The organism is Pseudomonas fluorescens (genome assembly GCF_902497745.1).
Taxonomy (GTDB): domain Bacteria; phylum Pseudomonadota; class Gammaproteobacteria; order Pseudomonadales; family Pseudomonadaceae; genus Aquipseudomonas; species Aquipseudomonas fluorescens_BM.
Window position 1 is genome coordinate 399,827 of sequence record NZ_CABVHJ010000002.1, and the last position, 15,589, is coordinate 415,415.

The 15,589-nt window shown below is 59.2% G+C and carries 14 protein-coding genes; 12 read left to right on the forward strand and 2 right to left on the reverse strand.

Annotation, left to right across the window (positions count from 1 at the left end; all coding sequences use genetic code 11):
* Positions 1 to 512: 512 nt before the first annotated feature.
* On the forward strand, positions 513 to 890 hold the full coding sequence (locus F8N44_RS04510; RefSeq protein ID WP_150649485.1) for a fe2+ zn2+ uptake regulation protein: 378 nt from the start codon (positions 513 to 515) through the stop codon (positions 888 to 890).
* Positions 891 to 908: 18 nt separating this feature from the next.
* Here the strand turns inward: F8N44_RS04510 and F8N44_RS04515 are convergent, their stop codons facing one another.
* Entirely contained in the window at positions 909 to 1,097 is a 189-nt protein-coding gene (locus F8N44_RS04515) for a hypothetical protein (protein ID WP_038363103.1), read from the reverse strand.
* 158 nt (positions 1,098 to 1,255) lie between these two features.
* Between F8N44_RS04515 and F8N44_RS31250 the strand changes: the two genes are divergently transcribed.
* The 6 genes from F8N44_RS31250 to F8N44_RS04540 all read left to right on the forward strand — a co-directional run bounded on the left by F8N44_RS31250 (position 1,256) and on the right by F8N44_RS04540 (position 8,731).
* Entirely contained in the window at positions 1,256 to 1,396 is a 141-nt protein-coding gene (locus tag F8N44_RS31250; RefSeq protein ID WP_007918111.1) for a hypothetical protein, read from the forward strand.
* A 277-nt stretch (positions 1,397 to 1,673) separates the two neighbouring features.
* The gene (locus F8N44_RS04520; protein WP_150649486.1) at positions 1,674 to 2,921 is read left to right on the forward strand and encodes an MFS transporter; all 1,248 of its coding nucleotides are present in this window, start codon (positions 1,674 to 1,676) and stop codon (positions 2,919 to 2,921) included.
* A 12-nt stretch (positions 2,922 to 2,933) separates the two neighbouring features.
* Positions 2,934 to 4,064: an acyl-protein synthase gene (locus F8N44_RS04525; protein ID WP_150649487.1), complete on the forward strand. Its 1,131-nt coding sequence runs from the start codon at positions 2,934 to 2,936 to the stop codon at positions 4,062 to 4,064.
* Position 4,065: 1 nt separating this feature from the next.
* On the forward strand, positions 4,066 to 6,462 hold the full coding sequence (locus F8N44_RS04530) for an acyl-CoA reductase (protein WP_150649488.1): 2,397 nt from the start codon (positions 4,066 to 4,068) through the stop codon (positions 6,460 to 6,462).
* Positions 6,463 to 6,503: 41 nt separating this feature from the next.
* The gene (locus tag F8N44_RS04535; protein WP_150649489.1) at positions 6,504 to 7,805 is read left to right on the forward strand and encodes an AMP-binding protein; all 1,302 of its coding nucleotides are present in this window, start codon (positions 6,504 to 6,506) and stop codon (positions 7,803 to 7,805) included.
* The gene (locus tag F8N44_RS04540; RefSeq protein WP_150649490.1) at positions 7,793 to 8,731 is read left to right on the forward strand and encodes a GNAT family N-acetyltransferase; all 939 of its coding nucleotides are present in this window, start codon (positions 7,793 to 7,795) and stop codon (positions 8,729 to 8,731) included. Before F8N44_RS04535 ends, F8N44_RS04540 begins: the two co-directional genes overlap by 13 nt.
* Before the next feature lie 60 nt (positions 8,732 to 8,791).
* Here F8N44_RS04540 and F8N44_RS04545 read toward each other — a convergent pair whose 3' ends face one another.
* On the reverse strand, positions 8,792 to 9,319 hold the full coding sequence (locus F8N44_RS04545) for a hypothetical protein (protein WP_127927954.1): 528 nt from the start codon (positions 9,317 to 9,319) through the stop codon (positions 8,792 to 8,794).
* Positions 9,320 to 9,699: 380 nt separating this feature from the next.
* On the opposite strand from F8N44_RS04545, the gene F8N44_RS04550 reads away from it, so the two are divergent.
* The 5 genes from F8N44_RS04550 to F8N44_RS04570 all read left to right on the forward strand — a co-directional run bounded on the left by F8N44_RS04550 (position 9,700) and on the right by F8N44_RS04570 (position 14,991).
* Positions 9,700 to 11,691 (forward strand): methyl-accepting chemotaxis protein, encoded by a 1,992-nt coding sequence (locus F8N44_RS04550; protein ID WP_150649491.1) that lies wholly within the window; start codon positions 9,700 to 9,702, stop codon positions 11,689 to 11,691.
* Between the two features lie 315 nt (positions 11,692 to 12,006).
* Complete coding sequence (locus tag F8N44_RS04555; RefSeq protein WP_038368994.1) at positions 12,007 to 12,453, forward strand: DUF411 domain-containing protein; 447 nt, start codon at positions 12,007 to 12,009, stop codon at positions 12,451 to 12,453.
* Entirely contained in the window at positions 12,453 to 12,887 is a 435-nt protein-coding gene (locus F8N44_RS04560) for a YqaA family protein (protein ID WP_150649580.1), read from the forward strand. The genes F8N44_RS04555 and F8N44_RS04560 overlap by 1 nt, the downstream gene beginning before the upstream one ends.
* Before the next feature lie 87 nt (positions 12,888 to 12,974).
* Positions 12,975 to 14,024 (forward strand): alpha/beta fold hydrolase, encoded by a 1,050-nt coding sequence (locus F8N44_RS04565; protein ID WP_150649492.1) that lies wholly within the window; start codon positions 12,975 to 12,977, stop codon positions 14,022 to 14,024.
* Positions 14,025 to 14,037: 13 nt separating this feature from the next.
* Positions 14,038 to 14,991 carry a D-2-hydroxyacid dehydrogenase family protein gene (locus tag F8N44_RS04570; RefSeq protein ID WP_150649493.1) on the forward strand — a complete coding sequence of 318 codons (954 nt, stop codon included), beginning with the start codon at positions 14,038 to 14,040 and terminating at the stop codon, positions 14,989 to 14,991.
* Positions 14,992 to 15,589 lie beyond the last annotated feature (598 nt).

Below are 15,589 nucleotides of genomic sequence, written 5' to 3' on the forward strand. Positions count from 1 at the left end.
GCTCTCCACCACTCAACAGGATGAGCGTTAGCTCGGCTGCAGCTTTTGATCTGCCGGCCCCTTCGGCAGGCTGAGTGGAGGGATTTATCCGGGGGTGGGAGCGCAGCGACCGTTCGACGAAGTCGAACACATCGAGAGGAGGTGCAGCGAAGCAAACCGTAGGCGATGCCCCCGGATAGATCCCGGAACGAAGGAACCCCGAGCCCCAGCGAGCGGGCCGAACGCCGGGGCCCAGACCTTTGGTTCCTTTGGGGCGTTTGCCAAAGGGACTCGCTGTAAGAGCGAAACCGCCAGCGGCAACACCCATAACAACGGATATTCACCCAACCCCCCAAGAGCATGGTCGGCCCAAAGGCCGCCAAGCCCAAAGCAACAGTCCACAATCACAAGGAAAAGACAAATCCCCGACAAATTTTCTACATTTTTTCTTTCATGATTTGTCGTGCTGATACGTCTTGTCTTAGAGAGCGCAAAAAAACCATCCCGATCAGGCTCTGAAAAGGAGTAATCGCATGTACAACTCGCAACTACCAACGGACGGTAGCCAGGCACCCAAAGGAATTTCCATGAGCCCCCACGCGAGCGATTTCGGGCAACGCGTCGAGCGTCACGGCAACGAACGCATCCGGCTGCTGCTGAAAAGTTTCGGCCTGCGCACCAGCCTGATTCGTCTGAAAGTCATCGATGCCCTGCTGGTCGCCGCACAAAGCGAGCGACGTCTGGGCGTGCGCGGTGTCCACAGCCAATTGCTGGATCTGGATATTCCGCTGTCCTTTCTCAGTGTGCGCGAAGTGCTCAAACGGCTGTGCGCCGAAGGTGTGATCACCTTCAATGAAGACAAGAGCTACAGCCTGCATCCACAGGCTGCGGCCGTCCTCAACAACGATTGAAGCGTGCGGCAAACGCCGTCAAGGCTTGACCTTGCGGCGCATCACGCCGTTGATCACCACCACGATCACCGCGACACCGATGGCGACGAACTGGAATGTCTTCTCCGAAATCATTCCGGCGTTTTGCAGCCAGGACAGGCCGAGCATGATCGCCAGCACCGACACGGCAATCAGAATCGAATAAATCAAGCGTTGCTTGTGGGTCATTGCGGCTTCCTGAAACGTTGAAATGTATCTGCTTTGTATCCGTTTGCATGCCATGCACTTACCGTTCTACGGGGATGCATCGTGGCAATCGGGGTCTCATATTACAGCCGATGAAGAGTTTTGGCTTCATGACGGCGTAACCATGAGGAACTTTCAAAATGCTGCGTCGAATCACCTGGCTGATTCCCGTTCTTGCCCTGCTGACCCTGAGTGGCTGCATCATCTTCCCCCACGGTGGCTGGCATGACGATCACCACCGTTACTACCAGGGTGGCCCCGGCTACTACCAACATCGATAGAACAGGATTGTTCGCCCTGCCCGCTTGCCGATAAGCAGATGGCGGCAGGAAATCAACAAGTCCGATCAACTTCAAACAAAGCCCGCCCTGTTGCGGGCTTTTCTGTTTTTGCCGTGGCGGCTGCCACGCACTCGTAACTCACGCTTAGCGGCAACTCGGAACCCACAAAACAAGTTGCAAGCATTTGAAATCTAATGTCGCAGCAAAAAAATAGGTCATGCACGGCCCTGCAACTAGTCTCTGGCAACTTTCCTTTCACTCACTAACAGGGACGTTTATGCAGAGAACACTGATACCAATCGGGCCGCGACAAGTGCTCGGATTTTGTTTTGCGCTAAGCACTTTTGAACTTCTGACGTATATGGCCAGCGACTTGATCATGCCGGCCATGCTGAGCGTGACAACTGATCTTCAGGCCGATGTGCGGCATGTTCCCAACGCCTTCAATCTTTATCTGATTGGCGGTATCTGCCTGCAATGGCTGATCGGTCCATTGTCCGACCAATGGGGACGACGGCGGGTACTGCTGAGCGGTTGCGCATTGTTTGCGATAGCCTGCGCCACTGCATTTCTCACCAAGAGTATTGAAGCCTTCAATCTACTGAGACTGCTGCAAGGCATGGGCTTGGGTTTTGTGGTCGCGGTCAGTTACCCGGCCCTTCAAGAGGTCTTCTGCGAGGCCGATGCGGTGCGCTTGATGGCGCTGCTCGGCAACATCGCCCTGCTGTCACCACTGGTGGGGCCGCTGCTGGGCATTCTGTTGTTGCAATGGTTGTCCTGGCGCGAATTGTTCCTGGGCCTGGGCCTTGTAGCGTCGCTGGTCTGGCTGGGACTGTTCGTCTACATGCCGGAAACCGTCGGGGTTACGCGCCGCGATGGGCAGCTGCAACCCGCGGTGCGTTTTTCCTGGCGCCAGACCTGCCAGCGCTACCGCGTCTTGTTCGGCAATGGCCGATTCCTCGCTGCCAGCCTCGCGCTCGGGCTGATGAGCTTGCCATTGATTGCCTGGATCGGCCTGTCACCGTTGCTGCTGATGCAGTTGCTCGGGCTGTCGCCGGTTGAATATGGCTTGTGGCAGATTCCGGTTTTTTCTGCAGTGATCGCCGGCAACCTGATCCTCGACCGCTTGCTCGCGACTCACTCTTTGCCCCAGCTGATCCGCTTGGCGCTCTGGCCTTTTTGTCTGGGGCTGCTGGCGCTGATCGGCAGCGCGCTTTCTGGCGCGGGCCTGGGCCCGGTGGTCGCCAGCCTGGCGCTGTACGCCGTCGGCCTGGGCATGAGCAATGCCGCACTCTATCGGCTGGCGTTATTTACCAGCGACGACAGCAAAGGCCTGGTCTCGGCGCTGGTCGGCATGATTTCGATTGCCGTGATGGGTGTCGGCGGCTTGTTGATTGCTGCCCTCGGCGGTGGCGCACGCCTCGAACTCTTCGCGCTCTTCGCCGCCTTCAGCGGCCTGTTGAGCCTGCCGTTGGTGCAGGGATTGTTAAAAGGCTTACACGCCGATTCCACCACCGCTCAATAAAGGAATATTGAAATGAACCAGTTTCCCGCCAGCGATGCGCTCTGCGCGTTGCCACACCCCTATTGCCCGGACTCGGTGCCTGCGGGCCTGTTCGACCGGGCCATGAGCGAGATCAGTCAATACCATTGCCAGCACACTCCCGGTTACGCCCATTGGCTGAATGCCAACGGTCTCGACGTGGAAGATCTCGACGCCCTGCAAGACTGGTCGCAACTGCCACCGATTCTGGCCAACTTTTTCAAACAGCAACTGTTGCTCAGCCCGACCGGGGAGAACGCCCTGGAACTGACATCGTCCGGCACCAGTGGGCAGAAAAGTCGCATGCGTTATGACCCGCGCAGTCTGTCCGGCGCGCAATTCATGGTCGAACGAATCTTTAGCCATTACGGCTGGAACTGCGCCGATACGCCGTGCAACTACCTGCTGCTGAGCTATGAGCCGCAGGGCGCCATCACACTGGGGACGTCATACACCGACCAGTTCCTCTGCCGGTTTGCCCCGGTCAATCGCGTCGCCTACGCCTTGCGCTGCACCGGTGACAGCCACCAGTTCGATCTGTTCGGGGTCATCGCGGCCCTGCAATCGTTCGCCGAAGAAGGCTTGCCGGTGCGCATTTTCGGCTTCCCGGCATTCCTTTGGCAGACCTTGCAGCATATGCAGGCTAACGGCGTGCCTGAGTTGAATCTGCCGGACGATTCGCTGGTGTTTTTTGGCGGCGGCTGGAAAACCCGCAGCAGCGAGGAAATCCCCAAACTTCAACTGTATGGGCGCATCTCCCGGCAACTCGGCATCCCGACAGCGCGCTGTCGAGACGGTTACGGCGCGGTCGAGCACGCGGTGCCTTACATCGAATGTGCCCACCATCATTTCCACGTTCCGGTTTACGCCAAAGCGTACGTGCGCAATCCGCTGGATTTCTCCGTGCAGCCCTACGGCCAGCAAGGCTTGCTGGGATTCGTCTCACCCTACATTTCATCCAGCCCGGCGCACGCGGTAGTGATGAGCGATCTGGCAACGCTGCACCCCGGCGCAAGTTGTGGCTGTGGCCTTGCCTGTGACTGGTTCGAACTGCATGGCCGTGCGGGCACCACTGCCGGCAGAAGCTGCGCGATGGCCGCAGCGGAATTATTGGGGAGTCACTGACATGTACCTGATCAACGGAGAACTGCACGCGGACGTCGACCTCGACGACGCACTGGCAAGGCTGCATCAGACCTTGCCGCAACACCTGAACACGCCGCTGGACAGCGCCACTGTACTGACCGCAACCGCCAATTTTGCCCAACATCTGCGCAGCGCCGAGCTGCCGCTGGATGACGCGCAACGCCAGGCGCTGATCGACTTCTGCCAGCCTCGTACTCTGCAAACCAAACTTGAAAGAGAACTGGGCGATCAAGCCGCAACCCTGCGGCGTCTCGATTATCGGCAATCGCACTTTGAACGCTGGAGCCCGCTGGGTCTGGTGGTCCATGTCACACCGGCAAACGCGCCTCTGCTGGCGTGCTGCGCGATGATCGAAAGCCTCTTGGCTGGCAACATCAATTGGCTGCGTCCCAGCCGCAGCGACCACGGTTTGACGGCGCGTGTGCTGCACGCGTTGGTGCAATGCGACCCCAGCGATCAGCTGCGCTATCACGTCGCCGTGCTGCCGGTGGCGACGGAGCAGATCGGTCACTTGTGCAAAATGGCCAACGGCGTATCGGCGTGGGGTGGCGAAGCGGCGCTGCAAGCGATCCGCCAACAGCTGCCACCCGGTTGTCGCTGGATCGACTGGGGGCACCGCATCAGTTTTGCCTATCTGACGCCAGACGCAGCCTCGCCGCAGGCACTGGAGGCGATCGTCGATGAGGTATGTCGACTGGATCAACAGGCCTGCTCCAGCCCGCAATGGCTATTGGTCGACAGCGATGATCCCATCGTTCTTGAGGACATCGGCTGCGCATTGGCCAAAGCGTTCGAGCGGCGCGCCGGGCACTGGCCGGCGCTGGTGCCGACGGTGCAGGAAGCCAGCGAAATCAGCAGCCACAGCATGATGACGCGTTTGAGCGGGAGTTTTTCCGGAATCACTGCGCAGGTCTGGAGTGCGCCGGGCTGGCGCGTTGTCTGGACCCACAATGAGTTGCTCGCGCCCTCGCCGCTGTTTCGCACGCTGCTGCTCAAACCGCTGCCACGCGAGCGCCTGTCGCAAACCCTGCTGCCTTGGCGCAACGTGTTGCAGAGCTGTGCGCTGGTATGCGGCGAAGCACAGATCGCGGAACTGTCGCGGACACTGATTGCGGCGGGCGTCAGCCGAATTGCACCGATCGAGGCGATCCATGACGGCTATGACGGCGAACCCCACGACGGCGTTTACGCGCTGCAACGCCTGAGCCGCCGTGTGTCGGTGAGCGTCGCGGCGACGCACCTGCCCAGCCACATGACCCTTGATCGAACACCTTGTCCGTTGCCCCTGACGAACGTGCCGATCACCGACAAAGAAGCGTTTATCGCACGACCGACGACAGCGGCGGCGCAGCTGTTTTTCCGCTCCGGCGGCAGCAGCGGCACACCGGCGTTGTCGGGATTCAGTTACCACGATTTTCAACGGCAAATGCAGGCGACGGCCGACGGGTTGTTCGCGGCGGGGCTCGATCCGGGCCGCGACAAAGTGATGAACCTGTTTTTCAGTGGCGGGTTGTATGGCGGCTTTTTCAGTTTTGCCAAAGTCCTCGAACTGCTGGGCGCCACCCACCTGCCCATGGGCGCCCCCGCCGATGATGACTACAGCGATATTGCGCAAGTGATCATCGAACAGCGCGTGACCGTACTGATCGGCATGCCCAGCACCCTGCATCGCTTGTTCCTCAACGAACAGCAGCGTCTGAGCCGTTATGGCGCGATTGAAAAAGTGTTTCTCGGTGGTGAACACATCAGTGATCAGTGTCGTGAGCTATTGCAACGCTGCGGTGTCTCGAGCATTCGCTCGGCGGTGTACGGCAGTGTCGATGCGGGGCCATTCGGGCATGCCTGCGTCGCCACCGGCGATGGTGTGTTTCATCTGATGGACACCATCCAGCATCTGGAGATCGTTGCCCTGGAGGAGGACGTTCCGCTCGCCGGCAATGAAATTGGCCGCTTGCTGTTCACCGCAAAAGCACGCGAGGGCCAACAGGTGCAACGTTATGAGGTCGGCGATACCGGTCGATGGCTGCCCGGCGCCTGCGCATGCGGGCTGAGTTCGCCGCGCTTCGAACTGCTGCAACGACACGGCCGACTGTTGCGCATCGGCACCGATTTCATTTGCCTGAACGAACTCGCCGGACACCTGCAAGCACCGTTTCAGTTGCACCTCGATCACGCCCCTGATGGTCTGGAGCGCTTGCTGATTCGCAGCCCCGGCGAGCCTGCCGAGATCCTCGGCCGACTGCAGAGCTACTCGACGCTGGCCGTTCTGCAGCGCACCGGACTGCTCACGGTTGAAGCGCAAACCTGCGAGCCGCAGCAATTCTGCAGAAACCGCCACAGCGGAAAAATCCCGTCAGTCATCGACGCGCGCCGTTAAGAGCACTATCGCCTACGGCGGCCATCATCCAGGACAACATCATGAACACAACACTCGAGTTAAACGCGCTGGTCGCTTTTGCCCGTGAACATTCAAAGTATTACGCCAGACATTTGCATCACGTTACAGCGCAGGTCAGCACACTGGATGAACTTCCGGTCATCGATCCGCAACACTACTGGGCAACCAGCCAGAACTTCGATCAATGGCCCGTACTGACATCAACGGTTGAGCGCGCACTGGTGTTCAAGACCGGAGGAACATCCAGCGCCGGTAAACTTTCGGCGTTTACCCGCACAGAATGGCAGACACTTGTAAAAGACTTTGGCAGCCATCTCGGCAAACAACTGAATCCCGGAGACCGGGTGGCAAATCTGTTCTTTGTTGGCGATCTGTATGCCAGTTTCATTTTTATCCATGACGCACTGGCGCAGGAAACAGCGGGTGTCACCGAGTACCCGTTTACCGGTGATGTCGACCCTTTTGTACTGGCTGATTCCATCCATCAGCACCGCATCAACGTGCTCGCCGGTGTGCCCGCGCAATTGCTGGCGTTCGCCGGCGTGCTGGAGCGTCAGGCGCAAACGCTGGTTGAAGTCGAGACCATACTTTATGGCGGGGAAAGCCTGTTCGCCGGTCAATTGCAGTTGTTGCAGCGGGTATTTCCCAACGCACGGATCGCCTCCATCGGCTACGCCAGTGTCGACGCTGGCTTCATCGGTGCCACGAGCCGCGATTGCGCCTTGGGTGAACACCGGATGCTGGCCAGCCACAGCCTGCTGGAAATCGTCGACGAACACACCGGAGAAGTGATCGAAGAATGCGACCGCCGCGGGCGACTGCTGATCACCAACTTCACCCGACGGCTGATGCCATTGATTCGCTACCCCGTGGGCGACCTCGCCTGTTGGCGCGAGCCGGCCACGGCGGCCATGCGCAAATTTGCCTTGCTGGGCCGCAGCGCAAGCAGTCAGCGCGTGCGGGTAAGCAGCCTGACCCTGCTGATCGAGGACATCACCAGAATCGTCCAGCGCAGCACCACCAGCGACGACTGGCAACTGGTCATCAGCCAATCGGCAAACGTCGATATCTTGCGTCTGAAGTGGGTGCCCGACGGGCTCAACGCCGAAAGCACTGACGCCGGCACTACGCTGCACCGTGAGTTGATCGAGCATTACCCGCTGATGACGCAACTGTGCGTTGAGGGCCAACTTGAACTGCAGGTTGTCCATTGCACAACCGATGAACTCGCTCGACATCCGCGCTCCGGTAAGCGGCAACGAATCGTCGACCTTCGCACCTACGACACCCAACGCCCGGAGCAACGCCCATGGACGACTTGACGCTGCGCAGCTATCGAAGCACCGACGCCGGAGCTGTCAGCCGCCTGTTCCGGGAAATCTATGGTGATCACTACGTGCAGCCACACGTGTATTTGCCGTTGATGATCAACCAGAACCATGGCGATGGAAGCTGGCATTCACTGGTGGCGCAGTCCGGCAAAAAAATCCTCGGTCACGCCACGTTATGCAGGAATCCCGGATCGCCCACCGCGGAGCTGGCTTTGAGCGTGGTCCATCCGTCGACCCGCGGGCAGAACATCGCCACGCAGCTGGGCACTCGGCTATTGATCCATGCCCAGGCGCTGGGATGCCATGGCGTGACGATCAAACAGGTGACGCAGCATCCCTACACACAGCGCATGGCGGACAGGCTCGGTTTCTGCAGCAGCGGATTGCTGCTCGACTATTGCCCCTCGCCGTTTGGCGAACCGCTGCCGGAGTCCATCGTCATCGGCTACACGCCGATTGATGGCTACCGACGACCGCTCCCGGCACTGCCATGGCCGCAAAGCTGTGCCAGTTTCATGGAGCATTTGTGCGGGATATACGGGACACAAGACAAAGAGACGCCCTGGGTGGGGCCGCAGATCCATGTCGAACCCTGTACCGGGCGCTATGACGTCATGCTGAAAAAACTCGACAGCAGTCTGCTCAAGCAGCTTCAACGACTGCCTGCCCACTGGTTGATCTCGATTCGGTTAAGACTTGCAAACGGATTTGCCTGTGCCGTGGAGAGCCTGACGGCGATGGGTTTCACTTTCACCGGGATTGCCCCGAATGAGCGCTGCGCGGGTTGGCTGGCGTTGTTTCATCGGGGCTATCGCCCGCGCTCTCTGGAGTTACATTGCCCGCACATGCAGCGTTTGCATGATCAAGCGCAGTCGCAAATCGCAGCGCACGCCAAGGAGGCGTCGCCGCTGTCTTGAGCAAGGGCCAGCCCATCGGTATCGCCCGTTCGAACCATGAACGGGCGACAACTGATCAGCTTACGCCTTGGCCTTGACGCCCTGATCGACCGGTTTAGGCGCGTTGCCATCACCATAGTTCTTCAGGTTCTGCAGGACGTAGATCGCTTTCTTGAACTCGGGAATCAGGTTTTTGCCGTAGGCATTGCCATTCAGACCATTGTTCTGGATAGCGTCGAGTTGGGTGGCGAAATATTCCAGTGCGTTGAATTTCGCATCGATGTCTTTGGTCACGCCAAAACGGTCGAACTTGTCCCCGGCGGCTTTCAACGTGAACGAGGTGACCTCGGAGATCAAACCGCGGCTACGCAGCATTTCGCTCAGATTACCCAATTGTTTTACCGAAACATTCGCCGGATCGAAGCCCTTGATTGCTTTGCGCATACCCTGCTTGTCCATTTCAGCAGTGTTCAGCGCGTTGGGATCGTTGCCGACCATGTTGAGCATCTGCTGCACTTTGACGCTCTGGCTGACTTGTTTCTTTGCGCCGGTGTCGCGTACCAGAAGTCCTGCCTTGGCCTGCCAGCCGCCAACGTTACCGATCGTCATGAGAAGACTCCCTGTGAAAAACCATAAAAATTCCGTGAGCGATGCCATCAATGGCCGCGAGTATCAGCGGGCGAACTGATGGCACCAACCTCTTTCTGCACATTTTTACAATTCTTGTACATTCTCGATACAAAAGCAAAACGCCCCGTAAACCTTGACCCAGAGCTGTCATGCCAATGCAACGAAAATGACTTTTTCCCGCGATCCAGCACGTTGGCCACAGCAGCTGTATCGAGTCTGATACCGACCAGTCATCGGCACGGATGTTTTTTAGGACGCAAGTACCTAAAGGTTCCCGGCACATCGACGATACGCTGTCGATACCCGCACTGTTTTACCCCTGCCCCCTAATAAGAAGCGCTGCTCAAGGACCGGTCTCCATGCCCGCATTCCGTACTATTTCGGCTCGCTACACGCTGTTTCTGGTTCTGTTCATCCTGCTCTTGTCAGTGTTAACCGTGGTCGGCATCAGCCAATTGGTCGCCCCCAAACTGCGTCAGACCGAAGAACAGGTGGTCCTCAACCGCATCGCCGAAGTGGCCGAGCAGATTCAGGGCGAGTTGAACAAAGTGCAGGCGCAACAGCGCAGCATCACCCAGACCATCCCGCTGCTCGACAGCGCCGCCATCGACACGGTGCTGCCAGGCCTGGTCGATCAGTACGGCGAGTTGAAGGTGTTCGGTGGCGGGATCTGGCCGCTGCCGGGGCAACGTGAGCCTGGGCGCAACAAATTCAGCACGTTCTGGCACCGCGATGCCTCGGGCAAACTGGCGGTGAATACATTCTGGAACAGCGACGCAGCCCCCAACTATTACGACCAGAGCTGGTACAAGGGCGGCATGGCCACACCACGCGGCCAATGCGCCTGGGCGGCCGCATACAAAGACGACGCCAGCGCCGAGCCGCGCACCAACTGCGCCATGGCCATCCAGAAAAACGGTAATGCCTGGGGCGTGTCGACCATCGACGTCACCCTCGGCTTCTTCAATGATCTGGTGGCGCGCAAGGAAAAAGACCTCAACGCCGAAATGCTCATCGTTGAAGCCGACGGCAAAATCATCAGTAACAGCTCGCGCATCAGTGGCCCGATTGTGCTGAAGAACATCAGCGAACTGGCCGGTAATTCAACCTTTGCCAGCCAGGTCAAAGCCGGGTTGCAGAATCGTGATCAGGCGCAGCGCATCGAGTTCGACAACAACGGTGAAGCCAGCACCTTCTTCATGCGCCCGATTGAAGGCACGCCGTGGTTCCTCGCCACCGCCCTGCCAACGAAAATGCTCACCGCCCAACGTGATGACGTCCTCAGCACCCTGAGCCTGTTGCAGATTCCGCTGGTGATCCTGCTGGTGCTGTTGCAGGTCTATGCGATTCGCCAGTTGGTGCAGCGCATGAAAGCGTTGAAAGCCAACATCGATTTGCTGTCCAGCGGCGATGCCGACCTGACCCGCCGCATCACCATTCGCGCCGAAGATGAACTCGGCGCCATCGGTCATTCGGTCAACACGTTCATTGCCTATCTGCAAAACATGATCGGCGAAGTCACCCAGGCCACCGGCGCCATGGCGTCGAGCCTCGACAACCTGCAACGTACCTCGGCGCACACCAGCCAGATTCTGCTGCGTCACGCCTCGGAAACCGATCAGACCGTTACCGCCATCACCGAGATGAGCTCGACGGCAGAAAGCGTGGCGCAGAATGCCGCCGAAACCGCAGCGTTCACCCAGCGCGCCAACGAAAACGCCGACCGTTCCCGCGTGGTGGTGGGCGAAGCCACCAATAGTGTCGTGGCGCTGATCGATGAAGTGGCCAGCGCTACACACAAAGTTGAAAACATGCAGCAGGACGCCCAGCGCATCACCGAGATTCTCGGGGTCATCGGCGCAATTGCCGGGCAGACCAACTTGTTGGCGCTAAACGCGGCCATCGAAGCGGCGCGCGCCGGTGAACAGGGCCGCGGTTTTGCCGTGGTTGCCGATGAAGTCCGCGCCCTCGCCGCCCGCACGCAGGCCAGCACCTCGGAGATCAACGAGATGTTGACGCGCCTGACTCAAGGCGTGAGCTCGTCGGTCAGCGCCATGGAAAACACTCAGGCCAGTTGCCAGTCCGCCGCCGATGCCACCGCACGGGTCAACTCGGGTCTGGATGAAATGGCCGGTTCGGTCAGCCACATCAACAGCCTCAGCACCCAGATCGCCACCGCCGCCGAGCAGCAAAGCGCCGTGACCGAGGAGATCAATCGCAGCATGGTGCAGATCCGCCACATGGTTGATGAACTGGTGCAGAGCGGCAAAGCCAGCGAACTCAACACCCATCAGTTGCTTGAAGCCAACAGCCGGGTGAGCGCGATCATGGGCCGTTTCAAGGTCCGCTGATTCATGCAGGAATTCCTGCCAACCATATAACCCCTGTGGGAGCGAGCTTGCTCGCGAAAGCGCCCTTTCAGTTACTGCATCCAGTGCCTGACACACTGCCTTCGCGAGCAAGCTCGCTCCCACAGGGTTCGACGGCGTTCACACAATTGCCACCTGACAGATTTTTCATCTCGCGCTCAGCAACCTGTCAGCCTTGATCTACGATCATCCTGCCAGCCTGCCTTGCAACAACTGGAAACATTGCGTTGATGCCGAGCAGGAAAAACCGGTCAAAATGCGTTCTTTTTTGACCGTTACCCGAGCCGAGGATCCGCTATGCGAACCCACCTGCGTCTGGTCGCCCTGAGCGCCCTGTTCATTTCCTCCCTGGCCCAGGCCGCCGATCTGATCCCGATCGAAGTGCACCGCGATGCCAACTGCGGCTGCTGCAAAAAATGGATCAGCCATCTCGAAGCCAACGGTTTCAAAGTCGACGATCACGTTGAAAGCGACATGAGCAGCTTCAAGCAACAACATGGCGTTCCGCCGCGTCTGGCCTCGTGCCACACCGCAATCATCAACGGCAAATTCGTCGAGGGCCATGTGCCGGCAGAACAAGTGCTGGCCCTGAGCAAGCGTGACGACCTGCTCGGAGTGGCCGCACCGGGCATGCCGATGGGTTCGCCGGGCATGGAAATGGACGGTATGAGCGATGCCTATCAGGTCATTGGCCTGAAGAAGGATGGTGCTGATGTCGTGGTGGCGGACTACCCGGCCCATTGATCGGCGCGGCTTACTTCGGGCTGTTCCTTGCCGCGTTCGGTGCAGCGACCTTGTTGCCGCTGCAGTCCGAGGCATTGCTGGTCGGGCTGATCGTCAGTGATCGCTACTGGCTGTGGGGATTGCTGGCCGTCGCGACGCTGGGCAACGTACTCGGCTCGCTGGTCAACTGGTGGCTGGGTTGCCGGCTCGAGCGATTTCAGGATCGGCGCTGGTTTCCGGTCAGCGCCAGACATATGGCCACCGCGCGCAAGCATTACGAGCGCTATGGCCACTGGTCGTTGTTGCTCAGTTGGTTGCCAATCATCGGCGATCCACTGACGCTGATTGCCGGTGTCATGCGCGAGCCTCTCGGACGGTTTCTGTTGATCGTCACCCTGGCCAAAGGTGCGCGCTACGGCGTGCTGACCATGCTGACCCTGGGTTGGTTGGGTTGAACGATCAGGCGCAGGGATTGCCTGTGTTTAACGTCGCCATAATCCAGCCGTTCCAGCATCGACCGATTTCAAACGGAGTTTGACCTTATGTCTGTCACGTTTTCCCGTTGGCTCCCCTCCCTGTTCCTCTGCGCCGCCCTGCCCTTGTCTGCGCAGGCTGCCGCGCCAGCCGAGGCACCGCCTGAAGGCCCGGCCTATGGCCCGGAGCTGCAAGGCTTCGAATACCCTTACACGCTTAAACACTTTGCCTTTCAGTCTCAGGGCAAATCCCTGCAGATGGGTTACATGGACGTCGCCGCTCACGGCAAGGCCAATGGCCGCACCGTGGTGCTGATGCACGGCAAGAATTTTTGCGCAGCCACCTGGGACAGTTCGATCAAGGCCTTGAGCGAGTCCGGTTACCGGGTGATCGCGCCGGATCAGATCGGCTTCTGCACCTCGAGCAAACCGGACAATTATCAATACAGCTTCCAGCAACTGGCGACCAACACCCAACAATTGCTCAAAGCACTGGGCATTCAGAAAGCCACGCTGCTCGGCCACTCCACCGGTGGCATGCTCGCCACCCGCTATGCCTTGTTGTTCCCGGAACAGGTCGAGCAACTGGCGCTGGTCAACCCGATCGGCCTGGAAGACTGGAAAGCCCTCGGCGTGCCCTATCGCACCGTGGATCAGTGGTATCAACGTGAGCTGAAAGTCAGCGCCCAGGGCATTCGTGATTACGAACGCACTACCTATTACGACGGCCGCTGGAAACCGGAATTCGACCGTTGGGTGGACATGCTCGCCGGCCTGAGCAAAGGTCCGGGCAAAACCCAGGTCGCGTGGAACTCGGCGCTGATCTACGACATGATTTTCACCCAGCCGGTGTACTACGAGTTCAAGGACCTGAAGATGCCGACCCTGCTGCTGATCGGCACCTCCGACACCACCGCCATCGGCAAGGACCTCGCGCCGCCTGAGGTGAAAGCGAAAATCGGCCATTACGACGTGCTCGGTAAACAAGTGGCCAAGCTGATTCCGCAGTCGACGCTGGTGGAGTTTCCCGGCATGGGCCACGCGCCGCAAATGGAAGAACCAGCGCAGTTCCACAAGGCCCTGCTCGGCTGGCTGAATACATCCAATCCCGTTCGTTGATGAGGTAAGGCTGATGGCGGTGCAGATTGCAGTAATCGATGACTGGCAGGACGTGGCCCGCGATGTGGTCGACTGGTCAGTGCTCGATAGCCTTGGTGAAGTGACGTTCGAGCATGATTACCCGGCCGACAACGCGACACTGGCCGAACGGCTGGGCCGCTATCAGGTGATTTGCGTGATGCGCGAACGCACGCGGTTCGACGAAGACCTGCTCAAGCGCCTGCCCAACCTTCAACTGCTGGTCACTGGGGGCATGCGCAACGCGGCGTTGGACATGCAGGCCGCAGCAAAGCTCGGCATCAAAGTCTGCGGCACCGACAGCTACAAGCATGCCGCGCCGGAGTTGACCTGGGCACTGATCATGGCAGCCACGCGTAATCTGGTGAATGAGGCTAATTCCTTGCGCGCCGGCCATTGGCAGCAAGGGCTTGGCGGCGACCTGCACGGCAAGACCCTCGGGATTCTCGGCTTGGGCAGCATTGGCCAGCGCGTCGCGCAGTTCGGTCAAGTGTTCGGCATGCGGGTGATTGCCTGGAGCGAAAACCTCACGGCCGAACGCGCAGAACAGGCCGGCGTGACGTACGTCAGCAAGCAGGCACTGTTCGAGCAGGCTGACGTACTGTCGGTGCATCTGGTGCTCAGCGAGCGCAGTCGCGGTCTGGTCGATGCGCAGGCGCTGGGCTGGATGAAGCCGACGGCCCTGCTGGTCAACACCGCACGCGGGCCGATTGTCGATGAAGCGGCGCTGATCAAGGCCCTGCAGAAACAGCAGATCGCCGGGGCCGCACTGGATGTGTTCGAACACGAGCCGCTACCGGCCATGCACGCGTTTCGCACACTCGACAATGTCTTGGCGACCCCGCATGTGGGCTATGTCAGTCGACAGAACTATGAGCAGTTCTTTTCGCAGATGATCGAGGATATTCAGGGATGGGCGGCTGGGGAACCGGTTCGCCTGTTGAACTGAGAACTCCCATCATTGCGCTGGTGTAGCGACCATCGCCTTCGCGAGCAAGCTCGCTCCCACATTGGATCCGGGCCAGGAACAGATTTTCCGTCCACTGAAGATCCCCTGTGGGAGCGAGCTTGCTCGCGAAGGGGCACTCACTGTCCACTCATCAACAAACTGCCCGCACCACAACAGTGCGCCCGCGCTGCCCGCTAGCACAAAATTGTGACCAACCAGTCACCGTTTTGGCCCTCCCTCGCAGAAAAACCTGCACTTCGTCGGTGCGTTTCCCTCTCAAAAGCACGGTTTGCACCGACCGCCAACCGATTGTCGAACAATTTACCCATTTGCTCTGGCCCGCTCTAGGATCTGGCCTAGACTAATTTTCGCGGGGTAAAACCGACCGGTCACATTGCGGAAAAAAAGTCGAAACTTTTGCGCGCAGCGGCGGGTCATCTGAAAGGCAGGGCCAAAGCGACTGGTGCAATCCTTGCAACGGCCCGTTCACCCATTCTGCTTGCGCGTGTTGGGTAGCGTTTGCTCACCGATGCGTGGCGCGTTTGCGCCCGGCCACAGGACTTGGCCATGGACATCGCTTGTTCAAGACAAGAATCAG

Coding starts and splice junctions, on each gene's coding strand:
- F8N44_RS04525 (WP_150649487.1), top strand. CDS start 2,934: ATGAACCAGTTTCCCGCCAGCGATGCGCTCTGCGCGTTGCCACACCCC.
- F8N44_RS04550 (WP_150649491.1), top strand. CDS start 9,700: ATGCCCGCATTCCGTACTATTTCGGCTCGCTACACGCTGTTTCTGGTT.
- F8N44_RS04515 (WP_038363103.1), bottom strand. CDS start 1,097: ATGACCCACAAGCAACGCTTGATTTATTCGATTCTGATTGCCGTGTCG.
- F8N44_RS04510 (WP_150649485.1), top strand. CDS start 513: ATGTACAACTCGCAACTACCAACGGACGGTAGCCAGGCACCCAAAGGA.
- F8N44_RS04565 (WP_150649492.1), top strand. CDS start 12,975: ATGTCTGTCACGTTTTCCCGTTGGCTCCCCTCCCTGTTCCTCTGCGCC.
- F8N44_RS04555 (WP_038368994.1), top strand. CDS start 12,007: ATGCGAACCCACCTGCGTCTGGTCGCCCTGAGCGCCCTGTTCATTTCC.
- F8N44_RS04545 (WP_127927954.1), bottom strand. CDS start 9,319: ATGACGATCGGTAACGTTGGCGGCTGGCAGGCCAAGGCAGGACTTCTG.
- F8N44_RS31250 (WP_007918111.1), top strand. CDS start 1,256: ATGCTGCGTCGAATCACCTGGCTGATTCCCGTTCTTGCCCTGCTGACC.
- F8N44_RS04540 (WP_150649490.1), top strand. CDS start 7,793: ATGGACGACTTGACGCTGCGCAGCTATCGAAGCACCGACGCCGGAGCT.
- F8N44_RS04570 (WP_150649493.1), top strand. CDS start 14,038: ATGGCGGTGCAGATTGCAGTAATCGATGACTGGCAGGACGTGGCCCGC.
- F8N44_RS04520 (WP_150649486.1), top strand. CDS start 1,674: ATGCAGAGAACACTGATACCAATCGGGCCGCGACAAGTGCTCGGATTT.
- F8N44_RS04535 (WP_150649489.1), top strand. CDS start 6,504: ATGAACACAACACTCGAGTTAAACGCGCTGGTCGCTTTTGCCCGTGAA.
- F8N44_RS04530 (WP_150649488.1), top strand. CDS start 4,066: ATGTACCTGATCAACGGAGAACTGCACGCGGACGTCGACCTCGACGAC.